Source organism: Bradyrhizobium sp. SOJA106, assembly GCF_059448745.1.
The window spans coordinates 5,147,787-5,168,946 of record NZ_CM182549.1 but is presented as its reverse complement, the minus strand read 5'-3'; the positions used below and the strand labels follow the sequence as shown (position 1 = coordinate 5,168,946).

Below are 21,160 nucleotides of genomic sequence, written 5' to 3'. Positions count from 1 at the left end.
ATGGCAGAACAACTTGTCGCATGCCGCGCCGGCACGCGCCACAACGATGCTTGGGCAAAGTTGGCGCGAATTGCAGCATTTATCCTTGTCGCGCTGGCCGCGCCGGCGACGCAGGCGGCTTGGGACAGCTCACCCGCGAAAACGAACATAGCCGTCCCCAGTGTCGAAGAGCTGGCGATGCCGCCGCAAAAGCCCGCAGACGCACGCGAGAGCGACACGCGTGAATCCATCTGCCTGATCGTCGAGGCCGCGGCACGCGACAATAACCTGCCCCTGGAGTTCTTCGCCCGCGTGATCTGGCAGGAGAGCCGCTTCCAGGCCGATGCGGTGGGGCCGATGACGCGCAGCGGCCAGCACGCCCAGGGGATCGCGCAGTTCATGCCGGGCACCGCGAGCGAGCGCGGGCTGCTCAATCCCTTCAATCCGGTGCAGGCGCTGCCGAAGTCCGCGGAATTTCTCAACGAGCTGCGGAACCAGTTCGGCAATCTCGGCCTTGCGGCGGCTGCCTACAATGCGGGACCGCGCCGGGTGCAGGAATGGCTCGCCGGCACCGGCCCGATGCCGGAGCAGACCCGCAACTATGTCTATGCCATCACCGGCGCGAGCGTCGATGCCTGGGCCAAGGCCGGCAGCACCGGCAAGGGGCCGCCGAGCTCGCCGCCGACGAGCTGCCGCGATCTCATGGCGCTGCTCAAGCGCGCGCCAAATCCGTTCGTGGCCGAGCTCGAGCAGCATGTGGAGCTCGCCGCCGCAAAGATCTGGGGCGTGCAGCTCGCGGCCGGCTTCGACCGCAACAAGGCGCTGGCGATGTATTCCCGGGCCGTCACGAAGCTGAGCACCGTGATCGGCGAGCGTGATCCGAGCCTGCTAAGGTCGGTGATGCGCAGCCGCGGCACGCGCGCGTTCTACCAGGTGCGCATCGGCGCGGATACGCGGAGCGAGGCGGATGATCTCTGCAATAAGATCCGCAAGGCCGGTGGCGCCTGTTTCGTGCTGAGGAATAGGGGTGTGAGCGGGTAGGGCACACGCCTCTCTGCTTGTCATTCCGGGGCGATGCGAAGCATCGAACGATGGTGCGCAGTTGCGCGCTGGCCAGCGTGCCCGATGCCTTGCGCGACGGTGCGGTCGGCCCCTGCCTCGTCGTCTTCCTGCTGACCCGCCGCTCGATTTTCGCCGGCGTGGTGACCGGCGAACTCTTCATGCTGGCCGGGAAATGGTGGTTGGGCTAAAACTGCCGGCGAACAGCTAAGGAACTGGAAATATGGTTCGCGAAAACCAGCTCCGCGAGGGTGAGGTCGCCATCGAGTTGCCGCCCGTGGAGGATGCCGGCCTCGTCTTCATCGGCCGCATCCGCACGCCCTGGACCTCGCGGCTGGAGACGCCGCGGCAGGGCCGCCATGACGGCCCGATCTGCCGGCTCGAGATTTTTGAACCGTTCGTGCCCGCGATCAAGGGCGTGGACTTCTATAGCAATCTCGAAGTGCTGTACTGGCTCGACAAGTCGCGCCGCGACATCATCCTGCAAAGCCCGAAGAACAACGAGAAAACCCGCGGCACATTCTCGCTGCGCTCGCCGGTCAGGCCCAATCCGATCGGGACCTCGATCGTGAAGCTGGTCGGCATCGAGGGAAATGCGATTCTGGTACGCGGGCTCGACTGCATCGACAACACGCCGCTGATCGACATCAAGCCTGATCGCTGCGAGTTCACGCCGCTGGCCGCGCCGCAGCCGGGGGATTTCCAGACGGAGTGACGTTCAGCTCTTCAGCGCCGCGATCAGCTTCGCCGCATGGTCTTCCAGCACCTTGTCGTCCTCCTTGCGGCTGGCGGGCGGCAGCATCGCCACGCCGTCGTGGCGGGGCATCACGTGCATGTGCAGGTGAAACACCACCTGTCCGCCGGCTGGCTCGTTGAACTGCTGCACCGTGATGCCGTCGGCCTTGAACGCCTTCATCGCGGCCGCTGCGATCTTGTGCGCGCCGCGCGCGACATGGGCGTAGTCGTCCGGCGTGATATCGAGGATGTTGCGGACAGGGACCTTGGGGATCACGAGGGTGTGGCCGGTCACGCGCGGCATGATGTCGAGGAAGGCGAAGACGTGCTCGTCCTCATAGACCTTGTGGCAGGGCAGCTCGCCACGCAGGATCTTTGCGAAGATGTTGTTGGTGTCGTAGGCGGTCATGACGGCTCCCTCGGAATTTTGCGCTTACTGTCACCAGCGACGGCAAACCGTCAAGGCGCCTCGCCAATGCCCTTGCGGAACGGGCCGAGCTCGGCAAGCTCCCGTCCGGCCTCGGCCACATAGGCCCGCTCGCGCTCGAGGTAATCGTCGATGGCGCGGCGCAGGCCGGGATCGGCGATGAAATGGGCTGAATGCGTGGTCCGCGGCAGGTAGCCGCGCGCGATCTTGTGCTCTCCCTGAGCGCCCGCCTCGACATGGGTGAGGCCGCGCTTGATGGCAAAATCGATCGCTTGATAGTAGCAGACCTCGAAATGCAGGAAGGGATGATGCTCGACCGCGCCCCAGTTGCGGCCGAACAGCGTGTCCGAGCCAATGAAGTTGATCGCGCCCGCGATCCAACGGCCGTTGCGGCGAGCCATCACAAGCAGCACGTCCTCTGCCATGGTTTCGCCGATCAGCGAGAAGAATTCGCGCGTGAGATACGGCCGGCCCCATTTGCGCGAGCCGGTCTCCATGTAGAATTCAAAGAACGCGTCCCAGGCATCCTCGGTGATGTCTTTTCCGGTGAGCCAGTGGATGGTGACGCCCGCTGCTAGCGCGTCGCGCCGCTCGCGCTTGATCGACTTGCGGTGGCGCGAATTCAGCGTCGCCAGGAAGTCCTCGAAGCTGGCGAAACCCTGGTTGTGCCAATGGAACTGCTGGTCGGTGCGCTGAAGGAAGCCGTGCTGGGCCAGCAGCTTCCACTCGGCTTCGCGAGCGAAGGTGACGTGGACCGAGGAAGCCTTGCTGACACCGCACAGCGCGACCAACCCGCTCGCCAGCGCTTCGGTGATGTGCTCGCGGTCGACGCCGTCGCGCACCAGTAGCCGCGGACCCGTGGCCGGCGTGAAGGGAACCGAGACCTGGAGCTTCGGATAGTAGCGTCCGCCGGCGCGCTCATAGGCGTCCGCCCAGCCGCGGTCGAAGACATATTCGCCTTGGCTGTGCGATTTTAGATAGCAGGGCACGACGCCTGCGACGCGGCCGTCGAGCTTGGCCACGAGGTGGCGCGGTGCCCAGCCGGTGCGGATCGTTGCCGAACCCGATTTCTCGACGGCGGATAAAAACGCGTGTGAGACGAACGGGTTGTAGGCCGGTCTTGAGAGGCCGAGGGAATCGCCTGGAAGAGCCGATGAGGTTCCCGCGCCAAGCCCGTTGCACTTGCCACCGGGATTGGCGCAGGCGTCCCAATCCTCCGGCGAGACTTCGCCAATGGACGGGACGGCCTCGAGCGTAATTTCGGATGATGCCATTGAGCCCAAGATCGTGCATTGCAGCAGCGACTTCAAGGGTGGGAACATCATGCCTACGGCACGAATCCCTCAAAGATCATCTGGTCGGCATATTGCCCGACCCGCGTGCGCTGCTCCGGTGTGCGGACGGTCCAGCCGAGCAGGGGGCAGCCGAAGACGTTGCGGGCGATCCAGGGGGCGGAGGCCGGGAGGTGGTCGACCTTGAAGGCGACGAAATGCGGCTGGGTCTGAAAACCGTGACGCAGGTACAGCATGCTGTCGCGCTGCTCCTGCGTCAGATAGCCCCAGTATTCGTCCTCATAGGTCCGCTGCGCGACGATGCCGCGCGGGCGGCTCGGCAACAGCTCGCGGAGTGCCAGCACCTGGTCGGGATCGAAGGACATGCCGACGGCGGGGCCGTCATAGGACGCCAGCACCTCGGCCATGCGCCTCACTAGCCTGCGGTCGCCGCCAAAACGGCTCTTCACCTCGATCACCAGCGGCACGCGGCCGGCGACCATGGCGCAGAGGTCGGAGAGCGACATCATCCGCTCGTTGGTGTCCTTGAACTTGATCGCCCTCAGCTCCGCTGCGGTCTTCGAGACCACCTCGCCGGTCGCCTCGGTGAGACGGCCGAGCGCGTGGTCGTGGTGGATCATCGCCTCGCCATCGGCGGAGAGCTGGATGTCGACCTCGATTGAGAAATTGCCTGCGATCGCAGCCTGCACCGCGCCCGGCATGTTCTCGACGATGCCGCGCGAGATGTCGTGCAGGCCGCGATGGGCGACCGGCCGGGCTGTCAGCCAATCCGGAGCGCGCATGCGCGTCAGGCGACCTCGAACACGCCTTCGACCTCGACCGCCGCATCCGCGGGCAGCGAGGCGACGCCCACGGTGGTGCGGGCGTGGCGGCCCTTGTCACCGAAGGCGGCGACCATCAGGTCGGAGGCGCCGTTCAGCACCTTCGGCCCGTCCAGAAAGTCGGGCGCCGAGTTGATGAAGCCGCCGAGGCGCACCACGCGCACGACCTTGTCGAGATCGCCGAGCGCCGCCTTGACCTGGGCCAGCAGGTTGACCGCGCAGCCGCGCGCCGCCGCGGCGCCGTCCTCGATCGAGACGCCGGCGCCGAGCTTGCCCTTGGCGATCAGCTTGCCGGCGGGATCGAAGCAGACCTGGCCGGAGACGAACAGCAGATTGCCGGTGCGCACGAACGGCACGTAGTTGGCGACGGGGGTAGGGGCCTCGTGCAGCTTGATGCCCTGTTCCGCCAGTTTCTGCTCGACCGTGCCCGCCATGTTCGACCTCGTTGCCAGGAATTCGTAAGCCGGGCGCAATCTATTGGCCCGGCGTGTCTGTTTCGCCCATCGTACCGCCACATGCAAGCAACCCGGAGGCACCGCAATTTGTTGAGGCAGGGCAGGCGGGTCAACGCAAAGGCCGCAACTTTACGTGAAACGGCCTCAGTTGCGACGCAATGGAACAGTCATTAAAATGTCGAATCTGCGCTTTCGCCAAGGACGCGTCCCCAAGGAACAGACATGGTGCACCTTTTCCGGACTTCGCTCGGTGTGATGGCGCTCGCGGCGGCCAGTTTCGGCCCGGGCTGCACGGCGCAGGCCGCCAACGGCCCGTTCCTCGCCCACCAGGCGCTGTACGATCTGAGCCTGGTGAAATCGCGCTCCAATTCGGTCAACAGCGCGCGCGGCCGCATTCTCTACAACTTCACCGGAAGCGCCTGCGAGGGCTACACCTCGGAATTCCGCCAGGTCTCCGAGCTCGACAGCGGCGAGGGTAAGGTCACGCTCAGCGACCTCCGCTCCAATTCCTGGGAAGATGCCGCGGGAAAAAGCTACCGCTTCAACATCGAGACGCGGATGAACGAGGCCGATGCCGGTCGTGTCGACGGCTCGGCGGAGCGCGACGGCGACCACATCAACGTCAAGCTGAAGCTGCCGGCACCCAAGACCTTCACCCTCGATGGCAAGATCGTGTTCCCGACCGAGCAGATCCAGCGCATCATTGCGGCGGCCAAGGACGGCAAGTCGCTGCTCGAGCTCTCCGTCTATGACGGCTCCGACGACGGCCAGAAGGTCTACAACACGCTGACCGTGATCGGCCAGCCGATCCCCGCCGACCGCACCACCTCATCCGATCCGTCGACCTCCGACGAGCACATGAAATCGCTGAGGCGCTGGCCCGTCACCGTCAGCTATTTCGATCGCGACGTGCAGCAGAAGGAGGGCGAGCAGACGCCGGTCTACGCGATGGCGTTCGAGCTCTACGAGAACGGCGTCTCCCGCCAGCTCGTGCTCGATTACAACGATTTCGTCATTTCCGGTGCCATGGGCAAGTTCGACGTCAAGGACAGCAAGCCCTGTAATTGAAGGGCAAGGCTAGCACCCAACGCCATCTCCGGTTACGCTCCCTCCCAACCACAAACTCGGGGAGCCAGCCCATGCCCAAGCTCGACCATCTCCGCCCCAGCGGCCTGCATCACAATCCAGCCTATTCCCACGTCGTCACCGCCTCGGGCGCGCGCACCATCTACATCTCCGGGCAGGTCTCGGTGGACGAGGAAGGGCGGATCGTCGGGGAGGGAGATATCGCTGCGCAGACGACGCAGGTGATGCAGAATCTCGGCCTCGCGCTGAAGGCGGCAGGCGCGAGCTACGCCAACATCGTCAAGATCACGACCTTCGTCGTCGGTTACAAGCCGGAGCTGCGGCCGATCATCGGCAAGGCGCGATCGGTATTCTTCGAAGGCATGGAGCCGCCGGCCTCGACGCTCGTCGGCGTCTCCGCGCTGGCTGCGCCGGAATGGCTGATCGAGATCGAGGCGATCGCGGTCGCGGATTGACTGGGGCTTCACTTGCCGCGGGCGACGCGCCGTCCTTGCTGGGCCGCGTCCGCCCGCGTTTTCGCAAAACGTGAAAACAACCCCATGCACAGTAGAAACGCAATTGCGGAACGCTGGGTTATTTCGTTTTTATAGAATTTTCTTTGACGCGTCGGGCAAAACAGTGGTACTGTGCCATCGTAGCCATTCGAACGGCCGATCGAGACGGGCGAGCCAACCACGCCGCGCGATATCCTTTCTGCGGACAAACAGCGCTACGCTCGCCAGGCGGTTTCGAACGGGAGGGAAGACCATGTCGCGGGAGCTTCGCATCGGAGAGGTCGCCAGCCTAACGGGCCGCAGTATCCACACCATCCGTTGGTATGAAGCTCAGGGCTTGATCCCCGGCGTTATCAGGGGGCGCGGCGGACGGCGCATCTACAGCGATTTTCACGTTGGCTGGTTGGATCTGATGGAGCGGCTGCGCGGCACCGGCATGTCGGTCAGGCAGATGCGCGAATATGCAGCGCTTGCGAAACGCGGCCAAGCAACGCTGACCGAGCGTCACGCGCTGCTCGCAGCCCATCAGCAGCGCGTGCAGGACAACATTCGACGTTGGACGCAGGCTTTGGCGCTCATCGAAGCCAAGATCGAATTCTATGAGGAGTGGATCGTCGGAGGGGAAAGACCCGCCATGTCGCCGCATGGACGCCTCAAGGCTGCGTCGGCCTCATTGGCTGCCGGGCGGCCTTAGAACCCTCTCGACCAATGCGGTGTCCATGTACTCGGTCAGCTCGCGCAGTTTTCCGTCCGCCATGCGAATGACGAAGCAGTAAGTATTTGCGTAGAGGTCGCCGGCAAGCATCGTCGCATTGCCCCGGCACTCGGCAACGACGTAATCGCCTTCTGCAATGATGCGGGATACCGTGAGTCTGGTGGGAGCGGTGAATTGTCGGTGGAGCGGCTCCATCAGGCGCTCCAGCACGTCGGCCTTGCCGACATACTCGCCGGACCAGGCCGTCGAGCCGGTGATCCGCCAGACGAAGTCATCTGCCATTGCGGCGATGAACGGGTTGGGGTCGCGACGTGCGCGCGCATCCATGATGTCCTGAATGAGCGCCTTGTTGTCGGTCACTGTCATGGGCTGTCTCCTTGAATCGAGGCCAGCCATCTCTCTACAGGCTAGAGCATGCTCTAGATCAAGCGCAATCACCCCCGTTTCGGCGTAAACGTGCATGCAAGAGAGCCATCGCTTCATCGGCCCGGTCGGCGGGCACGAAAAGATGATCGTGGTGGAAGGCCGACACGGCGTTCACGCTGATACCGCCTTCGGCCAGACGTGCCGTGATCGCCGCCAGAAAGCCCACCGCATCGAGCGCGGAGTGAACCGTTAGGGTGATCAGGCGCGAGGGGAATGCGTAGCTTAGTCCGGCACGTTCAGCCTCCTCGCGCAGGATCACCAGCGTAGTTCCTTCGCGTTCGCGGAACGTCAGCATCGGGCTGATGGCGGCTGGAATGCTCGCGCGCGGCGCAAGCGTGCAAAACACGAAGATGTCGTCCAGGATCTCCGGCTTCATGTTACTCAGCAGCGCGTCGAGATTGCGTTCGCCTGTCACCATGCAAGACCTATAGCCCCCGAGTTGCTGTTGAGACCGCGACCAGCATACCTTTGTATATCTCCTCTAATCTTTCTAATAGGCCGAGCTTACGCCAGTACAATTGAGCGACAGCGGAAGATGCCTACAATTTGAGTCCACGCGGGTCACTGCGAGGCGGCTTAATGAACGTTGTCATTCGAAAGCTCAACGGCTTGTGGCACCTCATCGTCGGGGCTTGTCAGATCCGAACTCCGTTCCTGGAAACTCAGGATCGGCAGTTGGTCGTTCGATATGCCAGGCGTGCCTATCCGGGTGCACGGATCTACGAATGCGACTGACTTGAGCAGGACACGGTCACTCCTGCGCCTTCTCCGGCCCGTCATACGCGATGCCGCGGATCACGGCGGCGCTTCCGAACTTCTTGCGCAGACTGTCCACGGCGCGTTCAGCGTGGGCGGCGCGGCGGTCGAGCATGTCGGTGTCGTCGGCGGGCGAGCCCTCGCGCAGCGCGCTGACACCGGCGCCCATCAGGCGAAAGGCGGTGCCGTCGATCTCCTTTGCCAGCATCTCGCGGCAGATCGAGAAGATCTTTGCGGCAAGCTGCGTCGGGGCTGCAATCGACTGCGAGCGGGTGCGCTGGCGGAAATCGGCGGTCTTCAGTTTCAGCGTGACGGTCGAGCCGGCGAGCTCGCTGCTCTTCAACCGCGACGAGGTCTTCTCGCACAGCCGCCACAGGATTTTTTCCAGCGTCGCGAAATCGCGGATATCGGTCTCGAAGGTGGTCTCGCTGGAGATCGTTTTGGCGCCGCGATCCGGCTCGACGCGGCGGTCGTCGATGCCGCGGGCGAGCCGCCACAGCCTGCGGCCGTCGCTCGGAAATTGCCGCATCAGCTCGATCTCGTTGGCCTTCTGCAGATCGGCGATGATGCGGAAACCGCGCTGCACGAGGCGCTCTTGCGTCGCCGGTCCAACCCCGAAGATGAAGCCGACCGGCTTTTCCGCCAGCATCGTGCGGGCTTCCTCCTGGTCCAGCGTGGCAAAGCCGCGCGGCTTGTCGAGGTCGGAGGCGATCTTGGCGAGGAACTTGTTGCAGGACAGCCCGACCGAGACGGTGATGCCGACATCGCGCTCGACGTTGCGGGCAAAGCGCGCCAGCACCTTTGCCGGGATCATGCCGTGGACACGCTCGGTGCCGGAAAGATCGAGGAAGGCCTCGTCGATCGAGAGCGGCTCGACCAGCGGCGTCAGCGACTGCATCGCCCGCCGCACCTCGCGCCCGACGCGGACATACTTCGCCATGTCAGGCCGGATCACGGTCGCGTGCGGGCAAGCCTCGAGCGCCTTGAACATCGGCATGGCCGAGCGCACGCCATAGGTGCGCGCGATGTAGCAGGCGGCCGACACCACGCCACGCTTGCCCCCGCCGATGATGACGGGCTTGTCGGCGATATCAGGGTTGTCCCGTTTCTCGACCGTTGCATAAAAAGCATCGCAGTCGATGTGGGCGATGGTCAGGCTCGACAGCGCGCGGTGGCGGACGAGGCGGGGGGATCCGCAGGCGGAACAGCGCCGCACGCCCATATCCAGATCGGCCAGACAATCCCGGCAGAAGCAGCGGGGCCCCGCCGTATCGGGAGTGCTCACGGCACGTCGCGCTCCCAATTGGGGTCACCGAGCGCATCGCCAAGGACCTGCCGCGCCGCGGCGACGTTGGTCGGGTGCAGTTCCGCGGCCTTGGCGAAGGCCTTCACGGTGCCGTCATCGCGCAGCACGAAATCGAGCACGCTGAGGAGGAAATTGGGGTCCGAGGCGGCGTTGCGCAGGGTCTCCGGACCGACCCCCGTCTCGGCCAGGAACAGGCCCAGCCGCTCGGGCTCGCTCGCAACGAAGGACAGCGCCTGAATCGCAACGATTTCAGCGACTTCTCGGGGGTTGTGAACAGGCTTTTTCAATGGCCCAGTTTGCCTTTCCGTTAACTTTCGGTGTCTACTTTGAGATCATGCCCGAGTCTCGGCCCCGAGTCTTGCAGGCCCGGCGACAAGCAACTGGAAACCACATCGCAGAAAGTGGGCCCTCGGGTTTAACGAAACTAGAGCGAATCTGAGGCTAGTTTGAATCCAGTTTTCGAAGCGCCGGAAAGAGGCGCCTGAGGCGTCACATGTATCGGTCTTTCGGACCAAGCAGGAGGGCGGGATGGCCAAGACCGTCCTGATCGTGGAAGACAACGAGCTCAACATGAAGCTCTTCCGCGACCTGTTGGAGGCGCACGGCTACCAGACCTCCGGCACCAGCAACGGCTACGAGGCGCTCGACCTCGTGCGCAAGATGCGGCCCGACCTCGTGCTGATGGATATCCAATTGCCGCAGGTCTCCGGCCTCGAGGTGACGCGCTGGATCAAGGACGATCCGGAGCTGCGTGCCATTCCCGTCGTCGCGGTCACGGCGTTCGCGATGAAGGGCGACGAAGAGCGCATCCGCGAGGGCGGCTGCGAAGCCTATTTGTCCAAGCCGATCTCGGTCGGCAAATTCATTGAGACGGTCCGGCGTTTTATCGGATAGGAAGTGAGTTCACAGTGTCCGCGCGTATCCTGGTTGTCGATGACGTTCCTGCCAACGTCAAGCTGCTGGAGGCCCGCCTATCGGCTGAATATTTCGACGTGATGACCGCCTCGAACGGCGCCGAGGCGCTGGCGATCTGCCGGAGAGCCGAATGCGACATCATCCTGCTCGACGTCATGATGCCTGATATGGACGGCTTCGAGGTCTGTCGCCGCCTCAAGACCGATCCGGCGACGCACCACATCCCCGTCGTGATGGTTACCGCGCTCGACAGCCCCGCCGACCGCAACCGCGGCCTGGAGGCCGGCGCCGACGATTTTCTCACAAAGCCCGTCTCCGACGTCGTGCTGATCGCGCGTGTGCGCTCGCTGACGCGGCTGAAGATGATGACCGATGAGCTGCGCATGCGCGCCATCACCTCGCTCGAGATCGGCATGCAGGCGCCCGAGCGCAGCGCCGTCGCCGACACCGGCAAGTGTGGCCGCATCCTCCTGGTCGACGACCGCCAGTCCTCCTATGAGCGGCTGGCGACGACCCTCGCCGCCGAGCACACCATCGACGTCGAGCCGAACCCGACGGAGGCGCTGTTCCACGCTGCCGAGGGCAATTACGACCTTCTGATCGTCTCGCTCGACCTCAACAATTTCGATGGCCTGCGGCTCTGCAGCCAGGCGCGCTCGCTGGAGCGCACGCGCCACGTGCCGATCCTGGCGATCGCCGACGCCGAGAACTCGATGCGGCTGCTCCGCGGCCTCGAGATCGGCGTCAACGACTATCTGCTGCGCCCGATCGACAAGACCGAGCTCCTGGCCCGCGCGCGCACCCAGATCCGCCGCCGGCGCTACACCGATCATTTGCGCGACAACGTGCAGAACTCGATCGAGATGGCGATCACCGACGCGCTCACCGGCCTGCACAATCGCCGTTACATGGAGAGTCATCTGGCGACCCTCGCCGAGCAGGCCTCGATCCGCGGCAAGCCGCTCGCGCTGATGATCCTGGACATCGACTACTTCAAATCCATCAACGACAATTACGGCCACGACGCCGGCGACGACGTCTTGCGCGAATTCGCGGTGCGCGTGCGCAAATCGATCCGCGGCATTGATCTCGCATGCCGCTATGGCGGCGAGGAGTTCGTCATCGTGATGCCCGAGACCGATCTGCACGTCGCCGGCATGGTCGCCGAGCGCCTGCGCCGCTCGATCGCGGGCGAGCCCTTCGCCGTCCAGAAGGGGACCAAGCGCATCGAGGTCACGATCTCGATCGGCCTCACCACGCTGGAGCAGAAGGGCGAGGCGGTCGCCGACGTCCTCAAGCGCGCCGACACCGCGCTCTATCGCGCCAAGCACGACGGCCGCAATCGCGTGGTGTCGCAGGCGGCGTGAGGCTGCCTGACACCGAGTAACGCGGTGGCAGTGATCACCGCGGCGAGTGCTTGTCCTTCACCGGCTTTGCATCTCCACCCACATCAACCCCCGCATTCCGCAATAGCACCTTCGCCGCTTCCTTCGCGGCGCGGGCCATTGCGGGATCGTCGCGGACGAGGTCCTGCGCGATGGAGCCATCGACGAGGAGCACGAGCTGGGTTGCCAGCGCATCCGCATCCGCAACACCGAGCTCGTTCAGCCGATCACGAAACCACACGCGGCGGCTTTCCTTGAAGGCAATCGCGATCTTCTTCACCGCGCGATCTGCAGGCCCAAGCTCCGCCACCGCATTCACGAACGGGCAGCCGCGAAAATCCTTGGCCGCAAACCGCCGCTCCAGCGAATCGAAGGTCGCCAGGATCTGCTCGGCCGGCGGCTTGTCGGAGGGGCGCTGAGCGACAAAGCGGCGCTCCAGATAGGCCGCGATCAGCGCGTCCTTGGACGGAAAGTGGTTGTAGAGCGTGCGCTTGCTGATGCCCACCTCGGCCGCGATCGTGTCGACGCCGATGGCGCGAATGCCTTGCAGATAGAACAGCTTGTCGGCGGTCTGAAGGATCCGCTCTTTCATCGTCTGTGGGGCGGGCGGGGGAGCCATGCGGTAGCGTGCATCCTGTTCGCTTGACAGCTTCGTCTATCTATAGCCTAAGTACACAGGTCTGTGTAACCAAAATCAACTGATATCGCAGACGGCGGCTGTCGCGCCGCGCCCAAACGGGAGAACAAAAATGCCCCTGTTGCAGGTTTTGCGTCCGACATTGCCCATCCTGATCGGCGCCTCGATCATGCTGACGCTGAGCATGGGGCTGCGGCAGAGCCTGGGCATCTTCATGCAGCCGCTGACGCAAGACATCCACATTTCGATCTCGGATTTCACGCTGGCGCTCGCCGTGCAGAACCTCGCCTGGGGCTTCCTCCAGCCGCTCGCGGGCGCGATGACGGTGCGCTACGGCTTCCGGCCCATCATGATCGTGGGTGCGCTGATGTACATCGTCGGCCTCGCGCTGATGGCGATCGCGAACGGCCTCGTCAGCATCATGATCGGCGCCGGGGTGCTGATCGGCACCTCGCTGGCCTGCACCGCTGCGGCGATCGCGATGTCGGTGGCGGCGCGTGCGGTGCCCGAAACGGTGCGCTCCACCGTGCTCGGCATCGTCTCCGGCGCGGGCTCGCTCGGCGCGCTGTTGTCGGCCCCGATCGGGCAGATGCTGAACGAGGGCTTTGGCTGGCGGATCGGGCTTGCCGGCTTCGTGATCATGTCGGCGCTGATGATCCCGGCGGCGTGGTATGCCGGCCGCGTCGACGCCATCCCGCTGCCGAAGGCGGCCGCCGACGACATCGGCGATGCCACGGCTGCGTCGGTGACGAGAACGGCGTTCGGCAACGCATGCTTCGTGGTGATGACCTGCGCCTATCTCGTCTGCGGCATGCAGCTCGTCTTCCTCACCACGCATCTGCCGTCCTATCTCGCGATCTGCGGCCTCGATCCGATGCTGAGCGCGCAGACGCTCGGCATGATCGGCGGCTTCAACGTCTTGGGCTCGCTGTTCTTCGGCTGGGCCGGCCAGCGCTGGAACAAGCTGGCGCTGCTTGGCGGCATCTACATCCTGCGCTCGCTCGCGCTCGCCTGGTACTTCATGCTGCCGGCCACGTCGTTCTCGACGCTGCTGTTCGGCGCAATCATGGGCTTCCTCTGGATGGGTGTCGGCCCGCTGGTCGCGGGCGCGGTCGCCGAGATGTTCGGCTTGCGCTGGCAGGCAATGATCCAGGGCCTTGCCTTCATGAGCCACCAGATCGGCAGCTTCCTCGGCGCTTACGGGGGAGGGCTGCTCTATGACGCGCTCGGGTCCTACACCATGGCCTGGCGCATCGGCGTGGCACTCGGCCTTGCCGGCGGCATCATCCAGGTCGCCTTCGCGCTGGTCAGGCCGTCGCAGCCGCCGGCGCCAGTGCTGAAGGCGGCGTAGGCGGAGTGGATTATAACCCGAGCGCGACCTCGGCCCATTTCAGCATGCGCTCGCTATTGAGGAACGCCAGCACTGCCGGCTCCAGCGACGCGGGCGCGCCCGGTCCAACCAGAGCCGTCGCGGCCACCATGTCGCAGCGCTGATTGAAGGCGAGCGAAAGCGCGGTGTTGCGATTGCCCTCGAGGCGATAGGCCCGGCTGCGGCCGCGCATGGGACCGACGATGATCTCTCGGCCGGCACCGCTCGGCGTTGCCTTGCCGATCAGCACCAGGTCGCCCATCTGCTCGAGATCGCGATCGTCGGCGATGCCGGTGGCGCAATTACAAAAGCCGAGCTTGGCGCGAACGTAGAGCTCGACCTCTGCGCCGCAATTGTCGGCCTTGCAGCGGAAGGCCTTTCCTTTGCCCCAGGGATCTGCGGCGAAAGGCCAGTCGATTTCCGTCCACACCGGGCGGACCTCGCCAGATGCCACAGTTGTGCGCGCCGGTTCGCCGGATCGCGAGATCCAGACCGCGGCGGCGGCGCAGAGCAGGGCGATGGCTGCGCTGATCGCAACGGATTTGCTTGTCAGGCGCATGAAAGCTGCCGTGGCGCTCTTGCTACTTGTGAGCCATGAGTTGTTAGTTCTGAGCCATGAACTTTCGTGCGGCCGCGAGCTCCTCCCGCGAGGAGTCGCCATTTCGCGCCATGTCGACGACTTTCGCATAGTACTGGCGTGCCTTCACGTCATCACCCGCTTTCTCGGCGGCGTGCGCGGCGCCGATCGTCGCGCCAAAGCGGTTCGGCTCCTTGCGCATGGTGCTTTCGAACGCCGCCAACGCCTCCGTCGCCATGCCGCGTTCGAGCAGCATGGTTCCGTAGAGCTCGCGGGCCGGGGCGAGCGGTCCCGGCGTCACGATGGATTTTTCGGTCTTGTCTTCGGCGTCGGCGGCAAGGCGCATCGCTTCCAACGCGTCCGCCTGTTTTCCCTGGGCGTTGAGCTGCCAGGCTGTGGCGACCTGCCGCTGAATGTCGACGATCTCGGCCCAATAGGCGTCCTTGTCCTGCTGCAGCTTGTCCCGCAGCTCCGTCAGCTTGGCGATGTCGGCCGTCGCCGCGTCCGCATTGCCGGAGCGCGCCGCGCCAAGCGCGCGGGCGAAATAGGTGATTGCGTCGACATAGGCAAACCGGCTCGGCTCGACCTTCAGCGCGGCAGCGCCCTGCCAATCGCCGCGCTCGACCATATAGCGCGCCTGACTGGCCGCGATCGCGTAGGGACCGGCACGGACAGCCGGGGCATAGCCCGTGGTCGCAGCCATGTCCGCGATGACGTCGCGGGCCCGGCCGTCCTGCGCAAGCTGGAGCAGGGCGTAGACCATATAGTCCTCGGCGTGCAGCTGCTCGCTGGGATCCTTGCCCTCCTTGGCTGCCTTGGCTGAACGGCTATTGGCCTCGATGGATTCGTTCCAATAGCCGACGCGCGTGAAAATGTGCGAGGGCATATGTAAAGCGTGCGGCGCCGCCGGCGCGATCTCGGAATAGCGCTTGGCAGCGTCGAGACCTTGCTCTGCGATTGCGGGATAGTCGTAGAGGTGGATCAGGTAATGCGCAACGCCGGGGTGCCGCGGCTGCCGCTTGAAGATCGGCTCGAGGATGGCCGCGCCCTTGAGCTGGTTGGCATAGGTCTTGTCGTTGGGTGACGCCGTGACATTCAGCGTGATGGCGTAGGCGATCTGCGCCTCGTCATCATCGGGATAGCGCGCGGCGACGGCTTCGGTCGCCTTGAGATAGGCCTGCGTGCGTTGGCCAAACGTCGTCTTCTCGTCGCCCGAATAGAAGGCCAGCAGCGCATCGACATAGTCGCGTTCACGTTGGCTCTTGGCGCCGAGGGCCTTGGCCTTCTGCAGCGCGGCGAGACCCTCGGCGAGGTTTTCCTTCGGCGCGGGAAAATGCGGATTGTACAGCAGGCTCAGCGCAATGCCCCAATAGGCGATCGCGCATTCCGGATCGGCCTGCAACGTCTCCTCGAAAATCTCTTTCGCGGGCCGGTACCAGAACGAGTGCTGATAGCGCATCCCGCGGTCAAAGCGGCGCTGCGCCACCTCGTTGCAGGACGTCTGGAAGTGAACCTTGCCGAACTGCTCGTCGGTCGCGTCTTCCGCGCGTGCGGCAGGCGAGGCGGAGATCGCGCAGAGGGTAGCGAGGGCGAGAAGAGAGACGGTTTTCAAGGCGAGCGCGCGCATCGGCCCCTCCGCTTCTGTTCGGAAAAAGTTTGGTCAGATGGCGCCGATAAACGCCGGGCGCCGAAGTCAGTAACTCTGAGATTGACAATGGCAATTGCGTCGTTCGAAGGATTTGCCCATTCGCGATGCGAGTCAATAGGATGGGGCTGATTTGCGTTAGGGAAGCAGGCCTGTCAGGCCATCATGCAAGCTGCCGGTCGCAGCCGTTGATCCGTTGCGGACGTTGGCACTCTTCCGCAAGTCCGCACGTGGCCCATTGCGGGCCTCGATCAAGCTCGCGGCTCTAGTGTGAGGGATGGCAGTTCAGTTCCTTGATCCTCCCGGTGGCGTCAAACGCAAAAAGCGCGCTCATGACACCGGCATCGGTGAGGTATGAGATAATGGTTCCATCGTTGTGCGAGGGGTTGAGATCGTCCAACTTGCCTGCCGGATGCTCTCGGAGGCGATCGATCCAATAGGCGCGAAGTGCCTGGCGGCTCGTAATGGTTCTGACGCCGCCGCAACCGCAGCTGCAGTGAACCACGGCATCTTCGGCATACATGTCCAGGATCGCCTCGATATCACCCGCGCGGTAGGCGTCGAGCCAGTCAATCGCAGCCGCCATCGGGTCAAATGTCATATTTCTTCGCCCAAATGCCTCAAAGCTCGCGGTTCCAACGTAACGTTAACGCCGCTAAGCCTCTTTCTTCGTTCGATTAATTGTATTTTAATGCCTCGCCTGGTCTCGGCCATATGCCGAAATACATAGATGGCCGGGCCGAGGCAGTGTCCATGTTAGACGTGTCTGCGAAGCAAGGCATATTTCAGCGCAATCGGATTGTGATCGTCGATCCACAGCCGATCGTTCTGCAGGGGCTGAAATCGATACTGGGAGCACAGCAGGACTTCGACGTGGTCGCATCATGCCGCGATGCGGCAAGCGGCCTCGAAGCCATCCGGAATTTGACACCCGACGTCGCGCTGATTGCCGACACGCTGCCAGACCTGACGGTCACCGAGATCCTGGCGATTGCGAGAGCCGAGAATGTTCCGACGCGCCTGGTGTTCTTCACCGAGACCGAAGCCAACCACGAACTCGCCGCAGCGATTGCTGCCGGCGCCTGCAGCGCAATTTCGAAATACGTCGCCCCCGACACCATGCTGCGAGTGCTGCGGCTGTTGACGAAGCACAGTGTGCCGCCCGCGCATTTCGATCTCTCGCCAATCAGCAAGGCGACTGACGGCACCGGCCAAATTGAAACGAAGCTGGAGCTGTTGACGCACCGGGAACGTCAAATCGTTCGACTGGTGTCGGAAGGAATGTCGAACAAGGAGATCGCGCGCCAGCTGAACCTTTCACCGGGGACAGTCAAAGTTCACCTGTACAACATATTTCAGAAGCTCGAGGTCACCAACAGGACGGTGCTCGCGACTCTCGCATTGCTGAAACATCCCTCCGGCTTCGGCACGCTTGCGCTGGCCTTTCTGGCGGTCGCCATCGCGGATGAACTCAAGGCGTCGGAAGCGAACGACATGCTTCCGGATGACGACGGCGCCGGCGACGCGGCAGAGCACGCCGAATATGAGCCTTGGAAGAAAGCCATTCTCCGGCACCTCATGGTCTATGAATCCGGCGAGACGCACCTGCTTAGCCAGACAGAGTTTCTGGCCAAGCTGGGCCAGGTCGCGAACGCGCCGGCGGCAATGGAAGCGTTGCGCGTGGCTGAGCAATCTGCCGGCTCGAAACCGTGGAAATACGACGGTCCTGTTGGCTCGGGCACGCCCAATCTTCCGACGCCTCTCCTGCGAGCAACCAGCGACACACAGCTGGGAGGTGAGCTGACCGCGGAGCATCAATTCCCCCGGCTTGCTTCCAATCCGATGTCGGTTCAGGGAAAGTATGGCACCTTCGCCACTCTCGCCGGTGCGTTGATCTACGCACTGCACGATCCGCATCTTGCCGCGCAGGCGCATGAATTGGGTCAGGCGTCGAACGACGGCTTCGTGAGCGTCGCCGGAGAGCAGGCGGCCACAAAACTGGCCGCGATCCCTCATGCCGGTGTCAATCATGTCGACAACCCAGCCACGGGCTTGCCTTCGCACGAGTCTCGCCTGTCTTCCGCGCATGTGACCACTGCAAACGAGAGCGTCGCTGCAGAAGACGCTCGGACCCAAGTGAGCCATGGCGCGAGTGATGGCGTCGGGGGTGACGCACAAAAACCTGTTGCCTCGGTGGACGCTGCTCACGAGGCCAGTGCGGGCGGATATGGCCGCGATCAACTGATGGGCGGCGGCAACGGTGATGGAAACGTTGTTCATCGCTCGCCGACCGATTCCAACTCTACATCGTCCCAATCCGGCTTCGATTTCGCATCCGGGCCGGGCAGGCTCAATCTTGCGGCGTTCGGCGCGCTTGCGTGGCTGCATATGACGGCGGCGAGCAAGTCGATCCCGCCACATACCCTCGCCTGGATCTACGACGCCGCAAGCAATGAAACGATCGTCTATGTGAATCCGACCGATCGGGTCCTTGATATCGGCGATCGCGGCCTGCTGGAGATCCACCTGCAGGGGATCGTATCCGTCGCGGAAGCGGATGTCGCCGATCATCGAGAAGCCTTACCTGTCGCCATCACCCTGGAGAAGCTCGAACAAGTGCTGACACCGGCGAGCGGCATCGATGGGACCGTTCTGAGCAAGGACAGTGGCGACGCCAGCACCGGGGCGAGCGAGGGCACGCTCGGGACGGCCGGAGTTTGGGCCATCCCGGCCGACGACGGCTCGAGGCTCCAGTTCGGCCAGACTAGGACCGGCTCGGGAGGGACGGAAAGGTTCAGAACCTCCACGGGCGAGTCAGCGAATACGACGGAACAGAGCGGTGCTGCATCTGCCGAACCGGTTCGCGTATCGTCGATCGTGCCTGCTCATAGCGCGACAGCTCCGGCAGTTGGAAATGCCACATCGAACAGTGGTCCGATCAGTGCGGAAACCGGCCATCCGTCGACGGGGCTGAACGTGACCATCCAGCCGAGCGTCGCAATGGCCGACAGCGCGGACCGTGGTAACTCGCAGCACAGTTCGGAGCAAGGGCCTGCAAAGGCGGCAGCTAGGGAATCGACTGAAGCTGACTCCAAACCGGGCAACGGCGTCGACAATGGTGCCGAGCATCAGGCTTCGGATTCGAACGTTCCACCAGGGCTAGCGAAGAAAGCGGACTCAAGCGAAGCCGAACATGGCAACTCGGAGCACGCAAAATCTGCAACCGGATCGGACGCGGTCGAAGAGAGCGGACCGAGCGCCGAAACTGCTGCCAGCGCGGGCCACGGCAAGTCGCACCACGCTTCGGAGAAAGGGTCTGCAAAGGCGGCAGCGCCGGAGCCGACTGAAGCTGATTCCAAACCGGGTCACGGCGACGGCAATGGCGCCGGGCATCACGCTTCGCATTCGAACGTTCCGCCAGGATTGGCGAAGAAGTCAGAATCAAGCGAAGCCGAGCATGGCCACTCGGGGCACTCAAAATCTGCAGACGGATCGGACGCGGCCGAAAACGTCGTATCGGCCGACAGCGCGGGCCACGGCAAGTCGCACCACGCTTCGGAGAAAGCGTCTGCAAAGGCGGCAGCGACGGAGTCGACTGAGGCTGACGCCCAATCAGGCAATGGCGACGGGCATCATGCTTCGGGCTCGAACGTTCCGCCAGGATTGGCGAAGAAAGCAGAATCAAGCGAAACCGAACCCGGCAACTCGGGGCACTCAAACACTGCAAACGCGCCGGACGCAGCCGAGATCGATCCGGTCGTCGCAATCGCCGCCAGCACAGGCCATGGTCATTCGCAGCACGCTTCGGAGAAGGGGTCTGCAAAGTCGGCAGCCACGGAATCGACTGAAGCTGACTCCAAACCGGGCAACGGCGTCGGCCATGGCGCCGAGCATCACGCTTCCCCTTCAGACGCTGCGGGAACGTCAGCGGCAGTGAAGACGGCAGAACCGGGCGCCGTGGAGCACGGCAACTCGGGGCACGATGTACACGCGACCTCTGCAAACGCACCGCAAGCAAGGGATATCGTCGATCCGGGCTTCGCAACCGGTGACAACGCGGGATGCGGCAACTCGCAGCACGCTGGGGGGCCGGGGTCAGCAAAGGCTGTGGCGACGGAGTTGACCGACGTTGCTGAGCAACACGCTTCGGCTTCCGACGCTGCGAGCGCCTCAGCGGCAGTGAAGACGGCAGAGCCTACGGCCGCTGAGCACGGCAATTCGGAGCACGCAGCCGCGGCGAACGCACCGCAAGCGGCCAACATCGTCGATCCGAGCGTTGCGACCGGCGGCAACGCCGAATGCGGAAACTCGCAGCAGGTTGCGCAACCTGCTGCAACCGAATCAGAAGACACTCAGTCGGCCAAAGCTGCGTCCGTGACCGGCGGTGCAGATCAAGAACAGGTGTTCCGGTTCGATAGCGAGACAGCTCCTTCCACCCTCGTCGCGATCATCGCGCCCAAAGTACTTGATAGTCCGATCGATCCGCACGTTCCCCCCGGTCAGAAAGAGCACCTCGAGATGATCGTCAAAGCGGTCCCTTATGCACCGGATGAACACGCGGCCAATCACGGCAATAGTGGTGCGCATCACGCCACTATACCTGCGCATCATGATCTGCTGATTTGAAGCGCTGCATCATCATGATTGAAATGGGCAGGCGCGCCATCTGGTCTTAGCCGCGAGTTTAGCTATCGCTGCCGCATCGATTGCATCCGCTTAGCGCGCAGCTCAGGATGACCGGTCAAAAAACGAAGCGCAGCGCAGCTTCAGCGGGTGCGACGCAGAGCCGGGCACGAGAGAGCCCAAACGAAACGGGGCCCCCGAAAGGGGCCCCGCAAAAGTCTTTAGCGTCCGCGATCTTACTTGATCTTGGCTTCGCGGAATTCGACGTGCTTGCGCGCAACCGGGTCGTACTTCTTCTTGACCAGCTTGTCGGTCATGGTGCGCGAGTTCTTCTTGGCGACGTAGTAGAAGCCGGTGTCAGCCGAGGACACGAGCTTGACCTTGATGGTGACCGCTTTGGCCATGTTCTGAACCTCAGAAAATTGGGGAATCTGGAGCCGGCCAAACGGCCCGCGTTG

At 63.7% G+C, this 21,160-nt stretch carries 22 protein-coding genes and 1 pseudogene; 10 read left to right on the top strand and 13 right to left on the bottom strand.

The genetic code is table 11. The features are described 5' to 3' along the window. Nucleotides 1-177 precede the first annotated feature (177 nt). The 3 genes and pseudogenes from AC5V87_RS24150 to tsaA all read left to right on the top strand — a co-directional run bounded on the left by AC5V87_RS24150 (nucleotide 178) and on the right by tsaA (nucleotide 1,753). Nucleotides 178-1,020 carry a transglycosylase SLT domain-containing protein gene (locus AC5V87_RS24150; RefSeq protein ID WP_456838037.1) on the top strand — a complete coding sequence of 281 codons (843 nt, stop codon included), beginning with the start codon at nucleotides 178-180 and terminating at the stop codon, nucleotides 1,018-1,020. 65 nt (nucleotides 1,021-1,085) lie between these two features. Next, nucleotides 1,086-1,229, top strand: a pseudogene (locus tag AC5V87_RS24145) (AzlD domain-containing protein); the annotation flags it as partial. A gap of 32 nt (nucleotides 1,230-1,261) precedes the next feature. Then, nucleotides 1,262-1,753, top strand: coding sequence for a tRNA (N6-threonylcarbamoyladenosine(37)-N6)-methyltransferase TrmO (tsaA, locus tag AC5V87_RS24140; RefSeq protein WP_495367971.1), 492 nt, complete (start codon nucleotides 1,262-1,264; stop codon nucleotides 1,751-1,753). Between the two features lie 3 nt (nucleotides 1,754-1,756). Here the strand turns inward: tsaA and AC5V87_RS24135 are convergent, their stop codons facing one another. The 4 genes from AC5V87_RS24135 to AC5V87_RS24120 are packed head-to-tail and all read right to left on the bottom strand — an operon-like array spanning nucleotide 1,757 to nucleotide 4,747. Continuing rightward, nucleotides 1,757-2,182 carry an HIT domain-containing protein gene (locus AC5V87_RS24135; protein WP_456838039.1) on the bottom strand — a complete coding sequence of 142 codons (426 nt, stop codon included), beginning with the start codon at nucleotides 2,180-2,182 and terminating at the stop codon, nucleotides 1,757-1,759. A 50-nt stretch (nucleotides 2,183-2,232) separates the two neighbouring features. Beyond that, nucleotides 2,233-3,474 (bottom strand): GNAT family N-acetyltransferase, encoded by a 1,242-nt coding sequence (locus AC5V87_RS24130; RefSeq protein ID WP_456838040.1) that lies wholly within the window; start codon nucleotides 3,472-3,474, stop codon nucleotides 2,233-2,235. A gap of 53 nt (nucleotides 3,475-3,527) precedes the next feature. Next, the gene (locus tag AC5V87_RS24125) at nucleotides 3,528-4,274 is read right to left on the bottom strand and encodes a glycerophosphodiester phosphodiesterase (RefSeq protein ID WP_495367970.1); all 747 of its coding nucleotides are present in this window, start codon (nucleotides 4,272-4,274) and stop codon (nucleotides 3,528-3,530) included. Between the two features lie 5 nt (nucleotides 4,275-4,279). Further along, the gene (locus AC5V87_RS24120; protein WP_014494672.1) at nucleotides 4,280-4,747 is read right to left on the bottom strand and encodes a RidA family protein; all 468 of its coding nucleotides are present in this window, start codon (nucleotides 4,745-4,747) and stop codon (nucleotides 4,280-4,282) included. Nucleotides 4,748-4,990: 243 nt separating this feature from the next. On the opposite strand from AC5V87_RS24120, the gene AC5V87_RS24115 reads away from it, so the two are divergent. From AC5V87_RS24115 to AC5V87_RS24105, 3 genes are all read left to right on the top strand, one after another. After that, the gene (locus AC5V87_RS24115) at nucleotides 4,991-5,836 is read left to right on the top strand and encodes a cell envelope integrity EipB family protein (RefSeq protein WP_495367969.1); all 846 of its coding nucleotides are present in this window, start codon (nucleotides 4,991-4,993) and stop codon (nucleotides 5,834-5,836) included. A 71-nt stretch (nucleotides 5,837-5,907) separates the two neighbouring features. After that, on the top strand, nucleotides 5,908-6,309 hold the full coding sequence (locus tag AC5V87_RS24110) for a RidA family protein (protein ID WP_495367968.1): 402 nt from the start codon (nucleotides 5,908-5,910) through the stop codon (nucleotides 6,307-6,309). Nucleotides 6,310-6,601: 292 nt separating this feature from the next. Next, complete coding sequence (locus AC5V87_RS24105) at nucleotides 6,602-7,042, top strand: MerR family transcriptional regulator (RefSeq protein ID WP_495367967.1); 441 nt, start codon at nucleotides 6,602-6,604, stop codon at nucleotides 7,040-7,042. Here the strand turns inward: AC5V87_RS24105 and AC5V87_RS24100 are convergent. From AC5V87_RS24100 to AC5V87_RS24085, 4 genes are all read right to left on the bottom strand, one after another. Further along, complete coding sequence (locus AC5V87_RS24100) at nucleotides 7,019-7,429, bottom strand: nuclear transport factor 2 family protein (RefSeq protein ID WP_495367966.1); 411 nt, start codon at nucleotides 7,427-7,429, stop codon at nucleotides 7,019-7,021. The genes AC5V87_RS24105 and AC5V87_RS24100 overlap by 24 nt on opposite strands. Nucleotides 7,430-7,487: 58 nt before the next feature. Continuing rightward, on the bottom strand, nucleotides 7,488-7,904 hold the full coding sequence (locus AC5V87_RS24095; RefSeq protein ID WP_495371935.1) for an ACT domain-containing protein: 417 nt from the start codon (nucleotides 7,902-7,904) through the stop codon (nucleotides 7,488-7,490). Nucleotides 7,905-8,240: 336 nt separating this feature from the next. Further along, nucleotides 8,241-9,530 (bottom strand): DNA polymerase IV, encoded by a 1,290-nt coding sequence (locus AC5V87_RS24090; protein WP_495367965.1) that lies wholly within the window; start codon nucleotides 9,528-9,530, stop codon nucleotides 8,241-8,243. Further along, nucleotides 9,527-9,838, bottom strand: a complete 312-nt coding sequence (locus AC5V87_RS24085; protein WP_456838047.1) for a DUF3572 domain-containing protein — start codon at nucleotides 9,836-9,838, stop codon at nucleotides 9,527-9,529. Before AC5V87_RS24085 ends, AC5V87_RS24090 begins: the two co-directional genes overlap by 4 nt. A gap of 241 nt (nucleotides 9,839-10,079) precedes the next feature. Here AC5V87_RS24085 and AC5V87_RS24080 point away from each other — a divergent pair, with 241 nt between their 5' ends. Together AC5V87_RS24080 and AC5V87_RS24075 are read left to right on the top strand one after the other, a co-directional pair. Further along, nucleotides 10,080-10,445: a response regulator gene (locus tag AC5V87_RS24080; RefSeq protein ID WP_008566616.1), complete on the top strand. Its 366-nt coding sequence runs from the start codon at nucleotides 10,080-10,082 to the stop codon at nucleotides 10,443-10,445. 14 nt (nucleotides 10,446-10,459) lie between these two features. Continuing rightward, nucleotides 10,460-11,833, top strand: a complete 1,374-nt coding sequence (locus tag AC5V87_RS24075) for a PleD family two-component system response regulator (protein WP_495367964.1) — start codon at nucleotides 10,460-10,462, stop codon at nucleotides 11,831-11,833. Nucleotides 11,834-11,867: 34 nt separating this feature from the next. On the opposite strand, the gene AC5V87_RS24070 is transcribed toward AC5V87_RS24075, so the two are convergent. Continuing rightward, nucleotides 11,868-12,470 carry a TetR/AcrR family transcriptional regulator gene (locus AC5V87_RS24070; protein ID WP_456838049.1) on the bottom strand — a complete coding sequence of 201 codons (603 nt, stop codon included), beginning with the start codon at nucleotides 12,468-12,470 and terminating at the stop codon, nucleotides 11,868-11,870. Nucleotides 12,471-12,600: 130 nt separating this feature from the next. On the opposite strand from AC5V87_RS24070, the gene AC5V87_RS24065 reads away from it, so the two are divergent. Further along, on the top strand, nucleotides 12,601-13,839 hold the full coding sequence (locus tag AC5V87_RS24065) for an MFS transporter (protein WP_495367963.1): 1,239 nt from the start codon (nucleotides 12,601-12,603) through the stop codon (nucleotides 13,837-13,839). A 10-nt stretch (nucleotides 13,840-13,849) separates the two neighbouring features. On the opposite strand, the gene AC5V87_RS24060 is transcribed toward AC5V87_RS24065, so the two are convergent. From AC5V87_RS24060 to AC5V87_RS24050, 3 genes are all read right to left on the bottom strand, one after another. Continuing rightward, on the bottom strand, nucleotides 13,850-14,416 hold the full coding sequence (locus AC5V87_RS24060) for a hypothetical protein (protein WP_456838051.1): 567 nt from the start codon (nucleotides 14,414-14,416) through the stop codon (nucleotides 13,850-13,852). A gap of 43 nt (nucleotides 14,417-14,459) precedes the next feature. Next, a complete protein-coding gene (locus AC5V87_RS24055) occupies nucleotides 14,460-16,061 on the bottom strand; it encodes a tetratricopeptide repeat protein (RefSeq protein ID WP_495367962.1) in 1,602 nt (533 codons plus the stop codon). Between the two features lie 283 nt (nucleotides 16,062-16,344). Then, nucleotides 16,345-16,680 carry a nuclear transport factor 2 family protein gene (locus tag AC5V87_RS24050; RefSeq protein WP_456838053.1) on the bottom strand — a complete coding sequence of 112 codons (336 nt, stop codon included), beginning with the start codon at nucleotides 16,678-16,680 and terminating at the stop codon, nucleotides 16,345-16,347. A 152-nt stretch (nucleotides 16,681-16,832) separates the two neighbouring features. Here AC5V87_RS24050 and AC5V87_RS24045 point away from each other — a divergent pair, with 152 nt between their 5' ends. Then, complete coding sequence (locus AC5V87_RS24045; protein ID WP_495367961.1) at nucleotides 16,833-20,705, top strand: response regulator transcription factor; 3,873 nt, start codon at nucleotides 16,833-16,835, stop codon at nucleotides 20,703-20,705. Nucleotides 20,706-20,938: 233 nt separating this feature from the next. Here AC5V87_RS24045 and rpmG read toward each other — a convergent pair whose 3' ends face one another. Continuing rightward, the gene (rpmG, locus tag AC5V87_RS24040; protein WP_007603295.1) at nucleotides 20,939-21,106 is read right to left on the bottom strand and encodes a 50S ribosomal protein L33; all 168 of its coding nucleotides are present in this window, start codon (nucleotides 21,104-21,106) and stop codon (nucleotides 20,939-20,941) included. Nucleotides 21,107-21,160: the final 54 nt, after the last annotated feature.

Coding starts and splice junctions, on each gene's coding strand:
- AC5V87_RS24150 (WP_456838037.1), top strand. CDS start 178: ATGCCGCCGCAAAAGCCCGCAGACGCACGCGAGAGCGACACGCGTGAA.
- tsaA (WP_495367971.1), top strand. CDS start 1,262: ATGGTTCGCGAAAACCAGCTCCGCGAGGGTGAGGTCGCCATCGAGTTG.
- AC5V87_RS24135 (WP_456838039.1), bottom strand. CDS start 2,182: ATGACCGCCTACGACACCAACAACATCTTCGCAAAGATCCTGCGTGGC.
- AC5V87_RS24130 (WP_456838040.1), bottom strand. CDS start 3,474: ATGGCATCATCCGAAATTACGCTCGAGGCCGTCCCGTCCATTGGCGAA.
- AC5V87_RS24125 (WP_495367970.1), bottom strand. CDS start 4,274: ATGCGCGCTCCGGATTGGCTGACAGCCCGGCCGGTCGCCCATCGCGGC.
- AC5V87_RS24120 (WP_014494672.1), bottom strand. CDS start 4,747: ATGGCGGGCACGGTCGAGCAGAAACTGGCGGAACAGGGCATCAAGCTG.
- AC5V87_RS24115 (WP_495367969.1), top strand. CDS start 4,991: ATGGTGCACCTTTTCCGGACTTCGCTCGGTGTGATGGCGCTCGCGGCG.
- AC5V87_RS24110 (WP_495367968.1), top strand. CDS start 5,908: ATGCCCAAGCTCGACCATCTCCGCCCCAGCGGCCTGCATCACAATCCA.
- AC5V87_RS24105 (WP_495367967.1), top strand. CDS start 6,602: ATGTCGCGGGAGCTTCGCATCGGAGAGGTCGCCAGCCTAACGGGCCGC.
- AC5V87_RS24100 (WP_495367966.1), bottom strand. CDS start 7,429: ATGACAGTGACCGACAACAAGGCGCTCATTCAGGACATCATGGATGCG.
- AC5V87_RS24080 (WP_008566616.1), top strand. CDS start 10,080: ATGGCCAAGACCGTCCTGATCGTGGAAGACAACGAGCTCAACATGAAG.
- AC5V87_RS24070 (WP_456838049.1), bottom strand. CDS start 12,470: ATGGCTCCCCCGCCCGCCCCACAGACGATGAAAGAGCGGATCCTTCAG.
- AC5V87_RS24065 (WP_495367963.1), top strand. CDS start 12,601: ATGCCCCTGTTGCAGGTTTTGCGTCCGACATTGCCCATCCTGATCGGC.
- AC5V87_RS24060 (WP_456838051.1), bottom strand. CDS start 14,416: ATGCGCCTGACAAGCAAATCCGTTGCGATCAGCGCAGCCATCGCCCTG.
- AC5V87_RS24055 (WP_495367962.1), bottom strand. CDS start 16,061: ATGCGCGCGCTCGCCTTGAAAACCGTCTCTCTTCTCGCCCTCGCTACC.
- AC5V87_RS24050 (WP_456838053.1), bottom strand. CDS start 16,680: ATGACATTTGACCCGATGGCGGCTGCGATTGACTGGCTCGACGCCTAC.
- AC5V87_RS24045 (WP_495367961.1), top strand. CDS start 16,833: ATGTTAGACGTGTCTGCGAAGCAAGGCATATTTCAGCGCAATCGGATT.
- rpmG (WP_007603295.1), bottom strand. CDS start 21,106: ATGGCCAAAGCGGTCACCATCAAGGTCAAGCTCGTGTCCTCGGCTGAC.